This is a genomic window from Pseudoduganella sp. R-32, from assembly GCF_049913245.1.
Classification (GTDB): domain Bacteria; phylum Pseudomonadota; class Gammaproteobacteria; order Burkholderiales; family Burkholderiaceae_D; genus Rugamonas.
This window is the reverse complement of the sequence record NZ_CP183987.1, coordinates 3,366,678-3,383,431: the sequence shown is the minus strand read 5'-3', so window position 1 is coordinate 3,383,431 and position 16,754 is coordinate 3,366,678. Positions and strand designations below refer to the sequence as shown.

The following is a 16,754-nucleotide window of genomic DNA, read 5'->3' as shown; positions in this document are numbered from 1 at the left end:
TATCGAAGGAAAGGCGTGTTGCCAAGCAACGGTGTAAACGCGTAAAGTTGCGGTATCCCTACGAACGTCCTCCCATGAACAAGTGCTGTAACCCAGACCATCCGCATTGCACCTACTGGGTCATGCCAGGGGAAAGCACTTGCGCCGGCGGCCACGCGCAGCCGGCAGCCGATGCGGAAGGCGGCAGCTTCGAGCTGCTGAGCACCATGCGCAACGCCCGCAGCGGCCCGCCGGTCGTCCCGGTCGCCGGCTATTCCGCGCCGGCACGCGTCTATCCCCAGCTGCACATCAGCGGCTTCGACCCGCGCGCCGCCGGCGGCCGCCAGTCGCTGAAAATGGAATTGCGCGGCATGCCGCAGGATTGCGCGCCGCAGCTGTCGATCCGGCTGCGCTCCGAATTGATTCCGAATGGCGTCCTGCTGCAGCAGTTCATCCGCTCTGTCCATGGCGACTGGCGCCCTGTATTCGTGGAATTCTCCTCGCGCGGCAAGGAACATGGGCAGTACCAGATCCACGCCGAAATCGTCAGCAAGGACGAGAGCTCGCAGCGCCAATGGGAATGCACTTTTGTCATCCTGGTGCCGCGGGTCGACGCCAGCCTGAACGAAATTCACCGCACCTTCCTCAGCACCCACAAGAATGTGCGCGTCATGGCCGACGATGCCGCGATTGCCCGCGTGTCCGCGCAAGGCGGCAATACCATGGACATCGACGTCACCGCCCGCAATGCCGGCATCGCCCACCTCGACCTCGGGGCGCCGCCGGGCAAGGTGGATGTTGGCTATTCGACCATCGCCTGGGATGAAGACCTGATCGAGATCGAGCAGCCGCGCAGCGGTCCTTCGCATCCCCACCCTACCCTGGCCGCAAGCTTCATCAATGCCGCCCCGGAAAATGGCGCCTGCCGCCACATCCGCCTGTTCGCGATGGAAGAAGTGTCGTTCGGCCGCTTCGAACTGGCCGATCCCGAAGCCGATGTGCTGCTGCACCACTTCAGCGCCGAAGGACCCGATTGCGCCGGCCTGACGCGCCGCCTGTCCGGCCGCCATGCCGTGATCCGCCGCACCCGCAATGGTTTCGAGATCGAAGACGTGTCGCGCTACGGGCTGCTGCTGGACGGGGTCTGGCCGGGCAAGAACAAGCCGGTGCCGCTGCGCACCGGCATGAAGATTGAAATGAGCGCCAGCATCAAGGGCATCGTGCTGCTGGAAGTGAGCGCCGTGATGCCGCACGGCGTGATACTGCACCGTATCGACGAAGGCGCGCGCGCCGAATGCTTCGTGCTGCTGGCGGCGGACACCCATCCCGGCTATCCGCTGCCGCGCCATAACGCGCTGCCGAAGGCCTCCAGCCTGCCGCTGCTGATGCACCACCAGGGCGGCTTCTGGCATGTCGACCAGCTCACCGGCAAGGAAACCGCGCTGGCGCCAACACCGAAGCAGGAAAAACTGAGCCGCATTCCGGCCCATACCCGTTTCGCCAGCGATCCTTATCCGGAGCACTGGATTGTGCGCAGCGCCGCCGCGCACATCCCGCCAGCCGAAGCTGCCGCTTAAGTCGCGGCAGAAGGCCTTTTCGGCAGCGGAATGAATTCCGTCTCGCCGGGCACCTTGGCAAAGCGCTGCGCTTCCCAGTCGTCGGCCGCCTTGAGGAGGCGCTCCTTGCTCGACGAAACAAAATTCCAGAACAGGAAACGCTGGCCGTCCAGCGGCTCGCCGCCGATGATCACGAATTGCGCATCCGTGTTTGCGCTGACCCGCTGCGAATTCGATGTGTCGAGCAGCGCCATCGTGTTTTGCGGCACCGGAGCACCATCGACGTCGACCGAACCGCTTACCGGATAGACGGCAGCTTCCGCCGGCAAGCCGCTCAGTTCCAGTTGCTGGCCCGCCTTCAGGCTCACGTCCAGGTACAGCGTCTGGCTGAAGGTCTTCACCGGCGAAACGTGGCCAAAGGCGGAACCGATCAGCACGCGCACCCTGGCGCCGTCGACCAGCATTTCCGGAATGGCCGCCGCAGGCGTATGGGCGAACGAAGGTTCGTCCTCCTCATGCGCCTTGGGCAAGGCGGCCCACAACTGCAGGCCGTGCGTGCGGTGCGGCACGCCCACCAGGTCCTGCGGAGTGCGCTCCGAATGCACGATGCCGCGCCCTGCGGTCATCCAGTTGATGGCGCCCGGCTCGATGCGCTGCAAGGTGCCCAGGCTGTCTCGGTGTTCCATCGCCCCTTCGAACAGGTAGGTAACGGTGGCCAGGCCGATATGCGGGTGCGGCCGCACGTCATGGTCGGCATCGGCAGGCACGTCGACCGGGCCGAAATGGTCGAAGAATATGAATGGACCAACCGCCTGCTTCATGGCAGCCGGCAAATAGCGGCGCACCACAAAGCCGCCGCCCAGGTCCTTCTCATGGCCTTTCAGGAGTTGCGCAATGTTCATGGCAATGGCCCCAGCTTGGTGGAGATTTCGGTGGTCACGGCCGTCATCAGCTTATGCACCGGGCATTTCTGCGAGATGGCCAGCAGCTCTTCCCGCTGCTCCGCGCTCAGCTCTCCGGTCAGGTGCAGCGTAGCGGCCAGGCGGTACACGCCCTTGCGCTCTTCGCTGGCATCGCGCTCGGTGGTCACTTGCACATCTTCGACCGGAATGCCCTTGCGGCGAGCGTACCAGATGACGGTCAGCGCTTTGCAGGCGCTGACGGCGGCGTCGTACAGGTCGTGCGGCGACGGGCCGGCATCGTTGCCGCCTTCTTCGATCGTGCCGTCGACGGAGACGATGTGGTTGCGCACATGCAGGATGCTGCGCATTGGAAGCGACTGGTCGCGGGCTACTTTAACGGTCATATTGGTTTCCTGCTTGTTGATTTAGCCAGCAATTTACACCAACTTGCGCGCTACGCGGAAGCCCACCACATCGTTTGCCAGCAGTGCCGAATAGCCATTGCGCATGGCCGAACGCAGGTAGCGCGGCTGGTACAGCCATGCTCCGCCGCGCAGGATGCGGCGCGCCTTGTCGCCGCCCTGCTCCCATGCACTGCCGTCGATGGGTGCGCCAAGGTAGTTATCGTGCACCGTGTCCTGCGTCCACTCCCATACATTGCCGTGCATGTCGAACAGGCCCCATGGATTGGGCTGGTAGCTGCCCACGCGGGTCGTGCCGCCATGGCTGTTGCCTTTGGGGCCGTCGTTGTAGGTGAAATGGCCGTCGTAGTTGGCGTGTTCCGGCGTGATCTGGTCGCCGAAGCTGAACGCCGTGTGGCTGCCGGCGCGGCAGGCGTATTCCCATTCCGCTTCGCTCGGCAGGCGGTATTGCTGGCCGGTTTTCTCGCCAAGCCACTGCAGGTACAGCTGCGCGTCGTGCCAGCTGACGCATACCACGGGGTGGCGCTCATCCTGCGCAAAGCCTGGGTGCTGCCAGTCGACGTCCAGCTTCGACTGCCAGCCCGTCGCCTTCACGAAGACGCGCCACTCGCCCACGGTCACCGGATAGCGGCCCAGTGCAAAGGAGTGCTCGATGCCGACCCAGTGCGCCGGCAATTCCTTGTCCAGCGAAGTTTTCTGCGCCCCGGCCTTCACGGCAGCCTTGTGCTCATGTTCGTTGGAGCCCATCTGGAAGCGGCCGGTCGGGATCAGCACCAGGTCCGGCCCGACGCCGCTGCCATCGGTGAAGCGGTCGCGCAGCACGCCTTCCGCATCGGCTACCGGGCTGCTGGCGCTCGGCAGCAGCGCCGCCAGTTCGGCGGCCTTGCGCGCCGCCTGCTCCTTGCGGTGGCGCTCCTGCTCTGCGCGGTAGGCTGCTTCCGCCTTCAGCTGCGCCATCTTGCGCTGGTATTCTTCCTCGGCCTGGCGCGCTTTCAACGCATCGGCATCGCGGCGCGCAATCAGTTGCTGCCGCAGGCGCTCCTTGCGCTCCTTCGCTTCCTGCTCGGCCTGCGCCTTGCGCTGCTTTTCCTGTTCGCGGCGAAGCTGCTCCTGGCGCGCCTTTTCCTGCGCCGCGGCCTGCGCTTCCGCCTTGCGCCGGGCGGCCAGTTCAACTTCCTTCTGGCGCCGCTGCTCTTCCTCCTCGGCGCGGGCGATGGCATCGTTGCGGGCCCGTTGTTCACGCGCGGCTCGCGCTTCGCGTTCCTGCTGTTCCGCAGCGGCCCGTTCGGCCTTGCTGGCTGCTTCGCGCTGCGCCGCTTCTTCGGCGTTCGGCCCGGCGGCATCCCTTAATGCGTCAAGCAGCGCGGCCACCGATTCCGGCCGCTCGCCGGCGCGGTTGGCGAAGCCGTGCTTCAATACTTCCCATTGCTGCGCGTTGAGCGCCGCCGGCTTGGGCGGCTCGAGCAGGGCGGTGGGCTGGTCGAACGGCAGGCGCCCTTCCAGCAGCTGGTAGATCATCACCGCTACCGCATAGACGTCCAGCTGCGGCCGCGGCGCGCCCTGCCCGGTGCCGGCCTCCGGCGCCCGGTAGCCGGCAGTGCCGGCATTGGGCGTCGCCATGCCAAGGTCGGTGCCGGTCGACCGCGCGCGCGAGGCGATGCCGAAATCGAGCAGCTTGATTTCGCCGGCCGCGGTCAGGAACACATTGCCCGGCTTGAGGTCGCGGTGCACCAGGCGGTGCTTGCCCCAGGCGTATTGCAGCGCATTGGCCACCGGCCGCAGCATCTGCTCGACCTGTGCCGGCGTAGCCTTGCCATGCTCCGCCAGCCAAGCCTCGAGATCCTGCCCCTCGAGGCATTCCATGATGATGAAATAGCTGGAAGTAGCGGGGTCCTGCGCCCATTCGTAGACGCGCACGATATTGTCATGCGCCAGGCGGCGCGCCTGGGTCGCTTCTTCGATCAGCAGCTTGGCGTGGGCCGGGCTTTGGGTAAGCTGCGGCGGCAGGATCTTCAGCGCAACCACGGCGCTGTGGCCCAGTTCAGCATGGGTCGCCAGGTCGGTGGCTTGCCATACCTGGCCCATGCCGCCCATGCCGATCAGGCGCTCCAGCCGGTAGCGCCGGTTGTGCGGGCCGATTTCCTGGCCGGCCATCAGGCCAAGCTCGGTACCCTGGCGCGGGATGGCGATGGGCGCTGCCGCCCCTCCCGGCGGCGCGTATTCGGCGTCCAGGATGGCATTCTTGCGGCGGTCGAACTCTTGCAGGCTTAACAGGCCATCTTCGTGCAGGGCACGCAGTTCGCGAATCTTGTCTCGGGCTGTCTGCATCTCTCTCGTGCTTTACCTCGCCAGCGGCGCCCCGCATTCTGGACAGAATTTCGCGTCGCCGCAATCGGTCGGCACCATATGGCCATTCCGGCAACGGCGCGCCGCCGACGCGCCGACGCTCGCTTGCGCCCGCAGCAGGTCGAGCTGGTGCTGGCGTTCCTTGTCGCCCACCGTGTCGCGATAAGAGCGTTCATCCCGCACTTCCTCGCGCGCCAGGCGCAGCGCCTCGGCCGTGGTGATGCTGTTCTCGGCGGCGACCACGCCGGCCAGCGCCTGCAGCTGCTCGGGCGACATCGCGGCCTGGGCCTGCTGGCGCATCAGGCGCGACAGCGCTTCGGCGTTCGGCGTCGCTGCCAGCGCAATCTTGGCCGTATCGCTCATGCGGCCGATTGCCTCCAGCCGGTCGATGTCGATGCGCGCCAGGTCGGCGGCGTGCTGCTGCTGCGCCACCATGCTGTCGTATTCGACCTTCCAGCGGTTGAAGCGCTCTTCTCGCTCCGCTTCCATCTTTTTCAGCGACTGCTGCCACTGCGCTTCCTGGTCGCGCAGTTTCAGCTGCAGGCGCTGTTCTTCCACGGCCACCTGGTCGAGCATTGCCTGGCGCGCCAGGCTTTGCCCCTGGCGCTGCTGCACGCCGTCGGCCTCGATGGTGCGCAGCAGCTTTTCATACTGGGCCACCGATTCGGCGGCTGCGCCGCTGCGCTTCAATTCTTCCAGCTTGGCGCTGATTTCGGCCACATGGACATGCGCGCTGGCGTCCTTGGCTTGCTCGCCGCGCGCCAGCTCGCGCTTGCGGGCCAGGTGCTGTTCTTCCTCCCACTCGACGATGCGCTCCGCCTCCCGATGGCGGGCGGCGTTGGCCAGGGCCAGGCCCTGGAATTTCGCCCGGTGGTGCTCGGCCTCGATCTCCTGCTCGCGCTGCGTGGCGTCGGTTTCGGCCTTGCGCAGCAGCTGGAGCTGCTTGCGGCGGTGCTCTTCGTCCTCGATGGCCAGCGCCTGCTGGACGCGGTACTGCAGCTGCTGCTGGTACAACTGGTGCGAGAAGCGCTGCCTGGCCAGTGCCTTTTCCTCAAGGCCCGCCTGCTGCGCCAGTTCCATCTCGGTGCGCATCTTGATCTGCGCCAGGCGGCGCACCTGGTCCCACTGGGCCGCCTCGCCGGCATGCAGCGACTTGTGGCGCGCCAGTTCATGTTCCAGGTCGGCCAAGGCCAGCCCGGCGCCGTGTTCGAAGGCCTGCTTGCGCGATTTGGCCGCCACGATGCGGCCATACAGGTCGATTTCGCGGGCGCGGATGGCTTGCATCTGCTCCTCGGCTTCGGCCTTCAGCTCGGCGCGCCGGAAATCGCTGCGCATTTTCTGCTCCTGGCGGCTGATGGCCTGCCATTCTTCCTCGTTGTACAGCTGGTCGAGCTGCTTGACGTGCTCCAGCTGCCGCTGGCGCTCGTCCGCCACCAGGAACAGGCTCCCCTCCCGCTCGCGGTTGTCATCGTATTTATCGTGTCGAAGTGACAAGGTTTCCACCTGCGCCGCCGCCAGGCCGAATTCGGCCAGGCGCTGGCCCAGCGCGCTGTGCAGGCGTTCGTTGAGCTGCTCGCGCAGCACGCTGGTACTGGCCATGTCGCGCACAGAACGGCTGCCCAGGAATTCGGCCGCAAGCTGGCGCATGGACGGCGCCAGCAGGTCGTGCAGCTGCAGCGTGGTGACGGTACCCGGCGCTGTCATGAAATGGCGCGCAAAGGCGGGCACGTCCTGCACCACCAGGCCGACCGTGAAATGCGCGGCCAGCTTCAGGAATTCGGCGCTCAGCAAGTCGGTGAAATTGAACTCGACAGGCAGCGGCGAGCTGCGGGTGACCAGGATTTCGCCCGGCTCGTCGCGCCGCAGCTTGCCCAGGCGCGCGAACAGGCCGTCCAGCTCGTAGTCGCCCTGCGGCACCTCGCTGACCTGTTCGCCCTGCAGGATGAAAGCGCGTGTCGCGGCCGGCACGTGCAGGGTCTTGGTGAAGAGGCCGGAGAGCTGGCGCACGCCAAAGAACACCGCCAGCTCATCGCTGGCCGGGATCCAGCGGTTGTCGCGCACCACGGGCTCGCCGCGCGGCGCGCCGAGCGACAGGCCGCAATGGCTGCAGTAGTCGGAGCTGTCGCCGTTGCGGTGCCCGCATCGCGGGCACTTCACGCCGCCAAAACCAAACATCTTGAACATTTCCCACTCCTTGTCTGACCCTGCGCCTGTCGATTGTATCAGGGCGCCATGGGCCCATTTGCCCATTACGCACCTCCCTATCTTGGCACATGGGCAGCCCATCCATTCGCTCCGTATGAGGGACGATTTCCCTTCTGTTCGCGATTCGGCCGCAAAAGCCCGGCTTTTTTGCATTTCGCACCACGTTTTGGACCGCTTGTCGCACGCCGGTGGCTGGCGGCAGGCGGCATGGATACAGTGTGCACATGGATAGTCCTCAAGCGGAGAACATCATGAAAGCCCTGCGAAATTTCGAAGCCCTGTTCATCGCCATGATCGGCCTGGCCTGCGCCGCCAGCCTGGTGCTTGAAAACCGCGCCGATGAAACGACGGCGCCGGCTGCCGCCGCCAGCGCGTCCCGGGCAGCGCCTGCGGTGCCGGTGGTGGTGGTCGCTGCCAAGCGCATGAGCGAAGCGGAAAAGCAGGCCTCGCTGGCGGCAGAACGCAAAGCTGCCCCGGGCGACAAGATCTGAGCAATTGTTACTTCCCTGCGGGATTTGTAAAAAACTGAATCAGGCTTTTCGCCTCTTCGCAGCGCTTGGTATATTGAACTCAGCGCATCACCAAACAGGAGAAAAGCCATGTTCAAATCGAAACTCATCGCTGCAGCCGCCCTGGCACTTGGCACGGTTGCATTAGCACCGACCGCCGCGCTGGCGCAGGTTGATTTCAGCGTCGTGATCGGCAACGCTCCTCCACCACTGCGTTTTGAAAGCGTGCCGCCGCCGCGTTACGGCTATGTATGGGCCCCTGGCGTATGGCGCTGGGACGGCTACCGCCACGTCTGGGTCGCCGGCCACTGGCTGCAGGAACGTCCGGGCTACCGCTACGCCCCTTCGCAATGGGTCCGTGTCGACAACGGCTGGGGATGGCGTGAAGGCGGCTGGACCGTCTACGATAGCCGCCCAAGCTACGTCCAGGGCCCCGGCTACGGCTACCGCGATGTCCACCGCGACAATTACTACTATCGCGACCACCATCGCGACCGCTACCGGGACCGCGACCACGACGGCGTGCCGGACCGCTATGACCGCGACCGCGACAACGACGGCGTGCCAAACCGATATGACCGCGACCGCGATGGCGACGGCGTGCCCAACCGCTACGACCACCGCCCGGACAATCCTCGCCGCCGCTAACGGCGTGTGAAAATGGCCGCCTGGCCCGCAACAGCCTGTTGCGCGGTCCAGGCGGCCTTTTCATGCCCCTTCACCTATGCAGATAAGACAAGAACGTGCGCGCGCTGAAAAACTCGCGCGCCAGCCCGTCGCCGCCTCTCCCGCAGCATGGCGCGCCTGGTTCGACGGCTCCGCCCATCCCAATCCGGGCCGCATCGGCATCGGCGTGCTGTTGTCCGGCCCGGCCGGCGAACGCGTGGAAATATGCCGCCGCGCAGGCCACGGCAGCAGCGGCGACGCCGAATACCTGGCCCTGATCGCCGCCCTGGAAAAGGCGGTGGAACTGGGCGTGGCGGAACTGCTGGTGTACGGCGACAGCCAGGTGGTGGTGCAGGATGTGCTGCTGTCGCCGCAGGCTGGCGCCAAAGCATTGGAAGAACATCGCGCCCGCGTGGGGCATTTGATGGCGGCACTGACGCTGGTGAACGTGCGCTGGGTGCCGCGCCACAGGAATGGCGATGCGGACCGCCTGTCGCAACAGGCGATCCGCGCAGGCGCCGCTTAGCGCACCTTGAACACGCTGACCACGTCAGCCAGGTTGCTGGCCTGGTGCTGCATGGATTCGGCGGCAGCTGCCGCTTCTTCCACCAGGGCGGCATTCTGCTGCGTGACCTGGTCCATCTGGCCGACAGCCTTGTAGACTTCATCGATGCCGGAGCTCTGCTCGGCGCTGGCGGCAGTGATCTCGCTGATGATGTCCGACACGCGCTGCACGCTGGAGACGATTTCTTCCATCGTGTTACCCGCGTCCGACACCAGGCGCGTCCCGGCATTGACCTTCTCGACCGAGTCGCCGATCAATTCCTTGATCTCTTTCGCCGCCGCTGCCGAGCGCTGCGCCAGGTTGCGCACTTCCGATGCCACGACCGCGAAGCCGCGGCCCTGCTCGCCGGCGCGTGCCGCTTCCACCGCGGCATTCAGCGCCAGGATGTTGGTCTGGAACGCGATGCCGTCGATCACGGCGATGATGTCCACGATCTTGCGCGAAGAGGCATCGATCGACTCCATGGTGCCCACCACTTCCGACACCACGCTGCCGCCCTTGCGCGCCACCGAAGCAGCGGCTCCGGCCAACTGGTTGGCCTGGCGCGCATTGTCGGCATTCTGCTTGACGGTCGACGTCAGCTCTTCCATCGACGAGGCGGTTTCTTCCAGCGACGCGGCCTGCTGCTCGGTACGCGCCGACAGGTCCTGGTTGCCGGCCGCAATCTCGCTGGATGCAATCGTGATCGAATGGGTGCCGTTGCGCACTTCGCTGACGATGTTCAGCAAGGCCTGGTTCATGTCGCGCAAGGCGCCCAGCAGCTGGCCGGTTTCATCGCTGCCGTGCACGCGGATGTCGCCGGTCAGGTCGCCCGCCGCAACGCGGCGCGCCGCCTCGACTGCGCGCGACAGCGGCGTGGTGATGCCCTTGGTGAGCATGAAGGCGCACGCCGCGCCGAAGGCCACGGCCAGCACCGCCAATACCGTCAACAGCTTGCGGCTGGTGGAAGAAATACTGTCGATTTCCTTGCCGATGGCGTCGATCTTCCCGCGCTGCATCGACAGCAGGTCCTGCACCAGCTCCTGGTACTGCGCGGCAGCCGGGCGGTAGGTCTTCTCGAAGACGTCGTTTGCCTGTTCCAGCTCACCGTCTGTCTTCAGCTTGGCCACCTTGTCGCGCGAAGCGATATACGCCTTGCGCTGCTCCATCACGCGCTCCCACAAGGCCTTCTCGTCGGCGTCGCTGATCAACGGTTCGATTTTCTTTTGCAGCTCGGCCGAGGTGGCGCTCGATACTTTCGATTCCTCGGCAAAGAAGGAGCCCAGCGAGGCGTCGCTGCTGCGGGCAATTGCCGTGGTGCGGCGGATCGCGCTGTCGATCTTCGAATACCAGTCGGAGATCATGCGCTCTTTCGCCAGCGGCGTCTCCATCATATGGCGCGTGGCCCCGGCCACTTGCTGCAGGCGCCAGACGCCGAGGGCGGCAATCACGATCGACAATGCAAGCGTCACCGCAAAGCCGAACGCCAGGCGCTTGCCGATGCTCAGGTTGTTCAGGAAGTTCATGCCGCCATCTTCTCGATCAGGCCCATGTCAGCCGAAGACATCAGGCGTTCAATATCAACCAGGATCAGCATGCGGTCATCGATGGTGCCCAGGCCGGTGATGTATTCAGTATCCATCGATCCGCTGATGTCGGGCGCCGCCTTGATCTGCTCCGGCTGCAGGGTCGTCACGTCGGAAACGGCGTCCACCACGATGCCCACGGTGCGGCTGCCGATGTGCAGGATGATGACCACGGTGAACGGGCCGTAGGTCGGCTCGCCAAGCTGGAAGCGCACGCGCATGTCGATGATCGGCACGATCAGGCCGCGCAGGTTGATCACGCCTTTCACGTAGTCCGGCGCGCTGGCAATGCGGGTCGGGTTCTCGTAGCTGCGAATCTCGCTGACCTTCTGGATGTCGATGCCGTATTCTTCCTGGCCCAGGGTAAAGGCCAGGAACTCGGCAGCTTGGCTGGTGGTTGTAGTCATGATAATTTTTCACTTATGAACGATGACAGCATAATGTTACCGTAGACCAATAAAATAATCACCAAGAATTTTGCTCTAGAGAAACATACAAGCTTGCGATAAATACATGGCACAATTGCGCAGCTAAAAACGAAACAAGGTTTTATGGATATCTCTCTGAGCACTTGGCAGCCGCGCCTGGTCGCGCTGGCCTGCGCAGCGGCGGGCGACGACGGCGCCCACGACACCAACCATTTGCACCGGGTGTGGCGCAACGCCAGCCTGTTGTTGGAACAGCATCCCGGCGCCGACCGCCTGGTCGTGATGGCCGCCTGCTACCTGCACGACCTGGTCAACCTGCCGAAAAACCACCCGGAACGCCACCTCGCCTCGCGCCAGGCTGCCGTGCTGGCGCGCGCCCAACTGGCCGAAGCCGGCTTCCCGGCCGACCGCCTGGACGCGGTCGCCCACGCCATCGAAACCCACAGCTTTTCCGCCGCGCTGCAGCCGACCACGCTGGAAGCGCGCATCGTGCAGGATGCCGACCGGCTGGATGCGCTGGGCGCCGTCGGCCTCGCACGCATGTTCTACATTGCAGGCCGCATGGGCACCGCGCTGGCGCACCCGGACGATCCGCTCGCGCTGAACCGCGAGCGCAATGACAAGGCCTATTCGCTGGACCACATTGAGGTAAAGCTGGCCACCCTGCCCGGCACCATGCAGACCGCCGCCGGCCGCGCGCTGGGCGAACGGCGCCTGCAGGAGCTGCTGGCCTTTCGCGACAGCTTCGTCGCAGAATGGGCGGTGGCAGCATGAGCGAACTTGCGCCAGACACCAGATCGAAAGGCAACCTGAACTTCGTCCTCGTCAGCATCTTCATCGACATGCTGGGCATCGGGATCATCGTGCCGGTGCTGCCGATCCTGGTCGGCCAGTATGTGCAGGACCGTGAACTGCACGCGCTGTGGTACGGCATCCTGGGCGCCACCTTCGGCCTGCTGCAGTTCATCTTCATGCCGATGCTGGGGGCGATCAGCGACCGGGTCGGCCGCCGTCCCGTGCTGCTGTATTCCATGGCCGGCATGGGCATCAACTTCCTGACCACCGCCTGGGCGCCCAACCTGGCCTGCCTTTTCATCGGCCGCGTGATCGGGGGCATGTCCTCGGCCAGCATGTCGGTCGCCTCCGCGTATGCTTCCGACATCTCCAGCCATGAAGACCGCGCCAAGAGCTTCGGCAAAATCGGCGCCACTTTCGGCCTGGGCTTCATCTGCGGGCCGATGCTGGGCGGCTTGCTGGGCGACGTCAACCTGCACCTGCCTTTCTACGTCGCAGCGGCGCTATCGTTCGCCAACTTCATCTACGGCTACTTCTTCGTGCCCGAATCGCTGCCGGAAGCACAGCGCACCAAATTCAAGCTGGTGTCGGTCAACCCGTTCAACTCGCTGGCCAAGCTGGCCCGGCGCCAGGATATCCGCGGCCTGGTCATCACGTTCGCCCTGGTGACCGGCGCGCAAATGATGCTGCAGTCGACCTGGGTGCTGTACACCCACTTCCGCTTCGGCTGGAGCCCGGCGGAGAACGGCGCTGCGCTGTTCTGCGTTGGCCTGACGGCAGCCGTGGTGCAGGCCGGCCTGCTCGGCGTCTTGATCCGCAAGTTCGGCGAGGTACGCCTGTCGCTGCTGGGCCTGACCTCGGGCGCCATCACCTACATGCTGTATGGCCTGGCCACGCACGGCTGGATGATGTATGTCTTCATCCTGTGCAACCTGCTGGCCTTCGCCGCCGGCCCGGCGCTGCAAGGCATCGTGTCCAAGGCGACGCCGGCCAACGAACAGGGCGAACTGATGGGCTCCCTGCAGTCGATCAGCAGCCTTGGTACGGTGATCATGCCTTTGCTGGGCGGCGCCATCCTCGGCACGGTCAGCCACCTGCCCCCGAGCGACTGGCGCATCGGCAGCACCTTCTTCCTGTGCGCGGCGATGCAGGCGGTCGGCATCTACGTCGCCCGGCGCTACTTCCGCCAACACCATATGGCCACGACGGCGACTTCGGAAACAGGCGCATAATCAGCCCATGACCGGACGCGCGCACAGCTTCTTCCGCCAGTTGCTCGCCGCCCTGCCGCTGGCGGCGGCGGCTTTGCCGTCCCATGCCGACTGCTCGCGCGACATCGTGGTGCCGGTATCGACCACCGGTGTCAGCGTCATCGTCAACAACGGGACATACAGCGGAATCTATCCGGAGATATTCCGCAGCCTTGGCCCGCGCGCAGGCTGCCACTTCGTTTTCAGCTCGGTCCCGCGCGCCCGGCAGGAACTGCTGTTCGAGTCCGGCAAGGCCGACCTGCTGGTGCCGGCCACCCGCACACCGGCGCGCGACGTCAGCGGCATCTTCGTGCCGATGGTGGGGCACCGCGCCGTACTGATTTCCCTGCAAAGCCCGCGGCCGCAAATTGCCAATGCCCAGGACTTGCTGGACCGGCGCGACCTGCGCGTGGCAATTGTCCGCGGCTACGACTATGGCGACGCCTACCAGGCCATCGTGCGCGAGCTGGCGCGCCAGGGCCGCCTGTTCACCGAAGTGGAGCCGAGCGCAGTCGCTCGCCTGCTATACGTTGGCGCGGTGGACCTCACGATCATGGGGCCGACCATCCTGGCCGGCGCCATCAACCGGGAAGCACGCGTGAACGGCATGCTGGACCGGCTGCGCATGGAGCCGATTCCCGAACTGCCATGGCAGCAGACCGGCGTCTACGTTTCCCGGTCTTCGCTGGACCCGGATGACCGCGCCCTGCTGCTCGAGCTGCTGGAACGCGCCGCCAAATCGAACGTGGTAATGGAAGGCTTCCAGCGCTACCACCGCCCGGAAATCCTCGCCGAAAGCGTGCGGCCCCGCTGATGGCGCCCTCGGTAGTCGCCATCGTCCTGTGCGGCGCGCTGCTGCACGCCGGCTGGAATGCGCTGGTCAAGAAAGGCCGCGATCCCTTCCTGAGCAGCGTGCTGGTGGCCAGCGGCGCCGCACTGATCTCGCTGCCGCTGCTGCCCTTCCTCGCACAACCCGCCGCCGCTAGCTGGCCTTACGCGCTGGCCTCCACGGTCATCCACTACGCTTACTACGGCTTGCTCGCGGCAGCCTACCGCCACGGCGACATGAGCCACGCGTATCCGCTGATGCGCGGCAGCGCCCCGCTGCTGGTCGCCATCGCCAGCGTGCCCCTGCTGGGCGAGCACCTTAGCACGCCCCAATGCGCCGCCGTAGCGTGCATCAGCGGCGGCATCTTCGGCCTTTGGTTCGCTACACGTCCCGCTGACGGCGACGGCGCAGATGCAGGTTCTCGCCGCCGCTCAAGCGCCTACGCCTTGCTGAATGCCCTGGTCATCGCCGCTTATACGCTGCTCGACGGCCTCGGCGCCCGCGCCTCCGCCGCTCCCGCAGCTTATGTGATGTGGCTGCACGTTCTGAGCGCCATCGGGCTGCTGGCCTGGTGCCTGTTCCGCTGTCCGCGTGAACTGCGCGCCTATGCCAGACAATTCTGGCATGTCGCCATCCTCGGCGGCGCCGGCACACTTGGCGCATACGGCCTGGCCTTGTGGGCAATGACGGTCGCCCCGCTCGCCGCCGTCGCAGCCCTGCGCGAGACTTCGATCCTGTTTGCCGCACTGATCGCCAAATTCTTCCTGTCCGAACGCATAGGCAGCAAGCGCGCCTTCGCCATTGCAGCCATCGCCGCCGGCGCCGTCCTGATGCGCCTGGCCTAGACTGCGGCATCCGGCACTGGTACAGGTAAATCGACCTGGCTGCCTATGGCGTTTCCGCTGAAATGACGCGCTGTTTTCTGCTGTTTTCCGCTGCTTTTTCTGGAACTCTCTCTGCACGACCCGGTCCAAGACAAGAGCAGCGGAAAACAGCGCGTTTCAGCGCAAAACAGCGGAGGAAAACAGCATGAAAGACATAGCGACTCTGGCGTTACCCGCCGGTACCTTGTGCCGGCTATTGCAATATGTTGAAGCCAGTCCCGGCGAGGCGAGCGCCGGCGAACTGGCGGCATTAGCGATCGAGGAGTGGCTTACCCGTGGCGAGCTGGGCAAAGGACCGGCCATCCGCCATCGCGGCTACCAGTGGAAAACCGTTTTCCTGCCAGAAGGCACTCAGTTGCGTGCATGGAACCGTACAGGCTTCGCATATGCCGAGGTCCTTGGCGATTCCATCATGTATCAAGGCGAACGGGTTTCGCCGCATGCTTTCATCTGCCGCTGCAAAGGCATTTCGCGCAGTGCCTGGGCAGAAGTGGCACTGCTATTTCCTCACGAAAACAACTGGAAGCGCGCCGATGCCTATCGCCGCGAACTGGAAAGGATGCCCGTCTTGCGAACCGCGCCTGCGCAAACGCTTGCACCGCCGCTGCCCGCGCAGACACCGGCTGGATTTTCGACCGTACTGCCGCCAACCACTGCGCCCGCACCGGCCAGGCATTCACGCCTTCCCCGAGTACCGCCCATCCCCACACAAGCCCGCCACCAGCCAGCTTCCACTGCCTCGACGGCGGCCGCCAGGGATATCCCCACACCAGACCGGCGCCAACGATACCGCCGTCAGGAGGACGCTCCGCCCGACTAATTTCGCCCGGAAAGCCTGCGCCACTGGCCGGTGAGCTCACACACCGAGAGTACCCATGATGGGCTCATCGAGCGGCTTCATTCGGATTTCCGCAGTAATCAGCGCGCTTGGCGGGTATGCGCAATACCTGGTCAACATAGTACGCAAGCGCAGCTTCCGAATACTTGGGGTCCGGATGCATGGCCACGAAGGCCGCCCCCTTCTGCATCCAGATTGCGACGCAGCTAGCCGTAGGCTGACTGCTTTCGGCGCAAGCGGTGAATGCATCAAACGCGCGACGGTAATTGGAGAACGCGGCGTGATCCATCGGCAAGCCATGTCCCGGCACCAAGGTCTGGAAATCAACTTTGTCGATCTCAGCAAGCGCCTGCCGCCAGCCTTCCGCACAGCCCGTATCAAAGAATGGCAACGGCACCACCACCAGGTCACCAACGAACACGGTCTTGCTGGCCGGATCATGGACCCAGACGTCGCCTTCGGTTGCCGCGTATTTGGCCAGATGCAGTTGCAGTTCGCGGTCGCCAACATTTATCGACATCGCTCCCTTGACTGGCTGGTCGGGGACCAGGTTGGCAGGATCGTTGATCGCGTTCAGGTACAGCCGCGTATCGGCCTTGCGCGGTTCGGGCACCGATGGATCTTCCAGCCTCGCTTTCGCCTTTTCGACATTCCGGATCAAGAAGCCTTGCAACGCCCCCTCGACGGCCGTACTTGCGTGAAGCTTCGCGCCAGGATAGGCAGAACGGATGCGAGCATTGCCGGTCGCATGATCGAGGTGCCAGTGCGTGTTGATGATGGCCGTGATGGGTTTATTTCGCGCCTTTGCAACGGCGATGATCTTGTCGGTGTGCTCTGGATGACGGCCGGTATCGATCACCAGGATCTCCTTTGGGCCCTCGAACACAATCGAATTCCCATCCGGCTGCACATCTTCGGGCACCTTGCCTTCGATGAAGGTGTAAGGCGGCTCGGCCGCGCTAACGGCAGCATACGCAAACGCCGTAAGAAAGAGCAGTGAAGACTTCAATTGTAT

Annotated in this window: 16 protein-coding genes; 9 read left to right on the top strand and 7 right to left on the bottom strand. The window is 64.8% G+C overall.

The window, feature by feature from the left end:
- Window positions 1-74: 74 nt before the first annotated feature.
- On the top strand, window positions 75-1,556 hold the full coding sequence (locus ACN9MU_RS15605; protein ID WP_426171896.1) for an FHA domain-containing protein: 1,482 nt from the start codon (window positions 75-77) through the stop codon (window positions 1,554-1,556).
- Here the strand turns inward: ACN9MU_RS15605 and ACN9MU_RS15600 are convergent.
- Genes ACN9MU_RS15600 through ACN9MU_RS15585 form a run of 4 tightly spaced genes read right to left on the bottom strand, consistent with a single transcriptional unit; the run spans window position 1,553 to window position 7,389 of the window.
- The gene (locus tag ACN9MU_RS15600) at window positions 1,553-2,437 is read right to left on the bottom strand and encodes a pirin family protein (RefSeq protein ID WP_426171894.1); all 885 of its coding nucleotides are present in this window, start codon (window positions 2,435-2,437) and stop codon (window positions 1,553-1,555) included. The genes ACN9MU_RS15605 and ACN9MU_RS15600 overlap by 4 nt on opposite strands.
- Window positions 2,434-2,841, bottom strand: a complete 408-nt coding sequence (locus ACN9MU_RS15595) for an OsmC family protein (RefSeq protein WP_426171892.1) — start codon at window positions 2,839-2,841, stop codon at window positions 2,434-2,436. Before ACN9MU_RS15595 ends, ACN9MU_RS15600 begins: the two co-directional genes overlap by 4 nt.
- A gap of 33 nt (window positions 2,842-2,874) precedes the next feature.
- Window positions 2,875-5,187 (bottom strand): SUMF1/EgtB/PvdO family nonheme iron enzyme, encoded by a 2,313-nt coding sequence (locus ACN9MU_RS15590; protein ID WP_426344845.1) that lies wholly within the window; start codon window positions 5,185-5,187, stop codon window positions 2,875-2,877.
- Window positions 5,188-5,199: 12 nt separating this feature from the next.
- Window positions 5,200-7,389, bottom strand: coding sequence for a zinc-ribbon domain-containing protein (locus ACN9MU_RS15585; RefSeq protein ID WP_426344844.1), 2,190 nt, complete (start codon window positions 7,387-7,389; stop codon window positions 5,200-5,202).
- 272 nt (window positions 7,390-7,661) lie between these two features.
- Between ACN9MU_RS15585 and ACN9MU_RS15580 the strand changes: the two genes are divergently transcribed.
- From ACN9MU_RS15580 to ACN9MU_RS15570, 3 genes are all read left to right on the top strand, one after another.
- Window positions 7,662-7,901: a hypothetical protein gene (locus tag ACN9MU_RS15580; protein ID WP_426171888.1), complete on the top strand. Its 240-nt coding sequence runs from the start codon at window positions 7,662-7,664 to the stop codon at window positions 7,899-7,901.
- A gap of 108 nt (window positions 7,902-8,009) precedes the next feature.
- The gene (locus ACN9MU_RS15575) at window positions 8,010-8,567 is read left to right on the top strand and encodes a YXWGXW repeat-containing protein (protein WP_426171886.1); all 558 of its coding nucleotides are present in this window, start codon (window positions 8,010-8,012) and stop codon (window positions 8,565-8,567) included.
- Between the two features lie 76 nt (window positions 8,568-8,643).
- On the top strand, window positions 8,644-9,111 hold the full coding sequence (locus ACN9MU_RS15570; protein ID WP_426171884.1) for a ribonuclease HI family protein: 468 nt from the start codon (window positions 8,644-8,646) through the stop codon (window positions 9,109-9,111).
- Here ACN9MU_RS15570 and ACN9MU_RS15565 read toward each other — a convergent pair.
- Both ACN9MU_RS15565 and ACN9MU_RS15560 read right to left on the bottom strand, forming a co-directional pair.
- Window positions 9,108-10,655 (bottom strand): methyl-accepting chemotaxis protein, encoded by a 1,548-nt coding sequence (locus ACN9MU_RS15565; protein ID WP_426344843.1) that lies wholly within the window; start codon window positions 10,653-10,655, stop codon window positions 9,108-9,110. The two genes, ACN9MU_RS15570 and ACN9MU_RS15565, sit on opposite strands and share 4 nt — an antisense overlap.
- Window positions 10,652-11,122, bottom strand: coding sequence for a chemotaxis protein CheW (locus tag ACN9MU_RS15560; protein ID WP_426323498.1), 471 nt, complete (start codon window positions 11,120-11,122; stop codon window positions 10,652-10,654). The genes ACN9MU_RS15565 and ACN9MU_RS15560 overlap by 4 nt, the downstream gene beginning before the upstream one ends.
- A 144-nt stretch (window positions 11,123-11,266) precedes the next feature.
- Between ACN9MU_RS15560 and ACN9MU_RS15555 the strand changes: the two genes are divergently transcribed.
- The 5 genes from ACN9MU_RS15555 to ACN9MU_RS15535 all read left to right on the top strand — a co-directional run bounded on the left by ACN9MU_RS15555 (window position 11,267) and on the right by ACN9MU_RS15535 (window position 15,721).
- A complete protein-coding gene (locus tag ACN9MU_RS15555) occupies window positions 11,267-11,917 on the top strand; it encodes an HD domain-containing protein (protein WP_426344842.1) in 651 nt (216 codons plus the stop codon).
- Window positions 11,914-13,170, top strand: a complete 1,257-nt coding sequence (locus tag ACN9MU_RS15550) for a TCR/Tet family MFS transporter (RefSeq protein WP_426171877.1) — start codon at window positions 11,914-11,916, stop codon at window positions 13,168-13,170. Before ACN9MU_RS15555 ends, ACN9MU_RS15550 begins: the two co-directional genes overlap by 4 nt.
- 7 nt (window positions 13,171-13,177) lie before the next feature.
- A complete protein-coding gene (locus ACN9MU_RS15545; protein WP_426323494.1) occupies window positions 13,178-14,002 on the top strand; it encodes a substrate-binding periplasmic protein in 825 nt (274 codons plus the stop codon).
- Window positions 14,002-14,862 (top strand): EamA family transporter, encoded by an 861-nt coding sequence (locus tag ACN9MU_RS15540; RefSeq protein ID WP_426344841.1) that lies wholly within the window; start codon window positions 14,002-14,004, stop codon window positions 14,860-14,862. Before ACN9MU_RS15545 ends, ACN9MU_RS15540 begins: the two co-directional genes overlap by 1 nt.
- Before the next feature lie 184 nt (window positions 14,863-15,046).
- Complete coding sequence (locus ACN9MU_RS15535) at window positions 15,047-15,721, top strand: hypothetical protein (protein ID WP_426344840.1); 675 nt, start codon at window positions 15,047-15,049, stop codon at window positions 15,719-15,721.
- Between the two features lie 64 nt (window positions 15,722-15,785).
- On the opposite strand, the gene ACN9MU_RS15530 is transcribed toward ACN9MU_RS15535, so the two are convergent.
- Window positions 15,786-16,748 (bottom strand): MBL fold metallo-hydrolase, encoded by a 963-nt coding sequence (locus ACN9MU_RS15530; protein ID WP_426344839.1) that lies wholly within the window; start codon window positions 16,746-16,748, stop codon window positions 15,786-15,788.
- Between the last annotated feature and the right edge of the window lie 6 nt (window positions 16,749-16,754).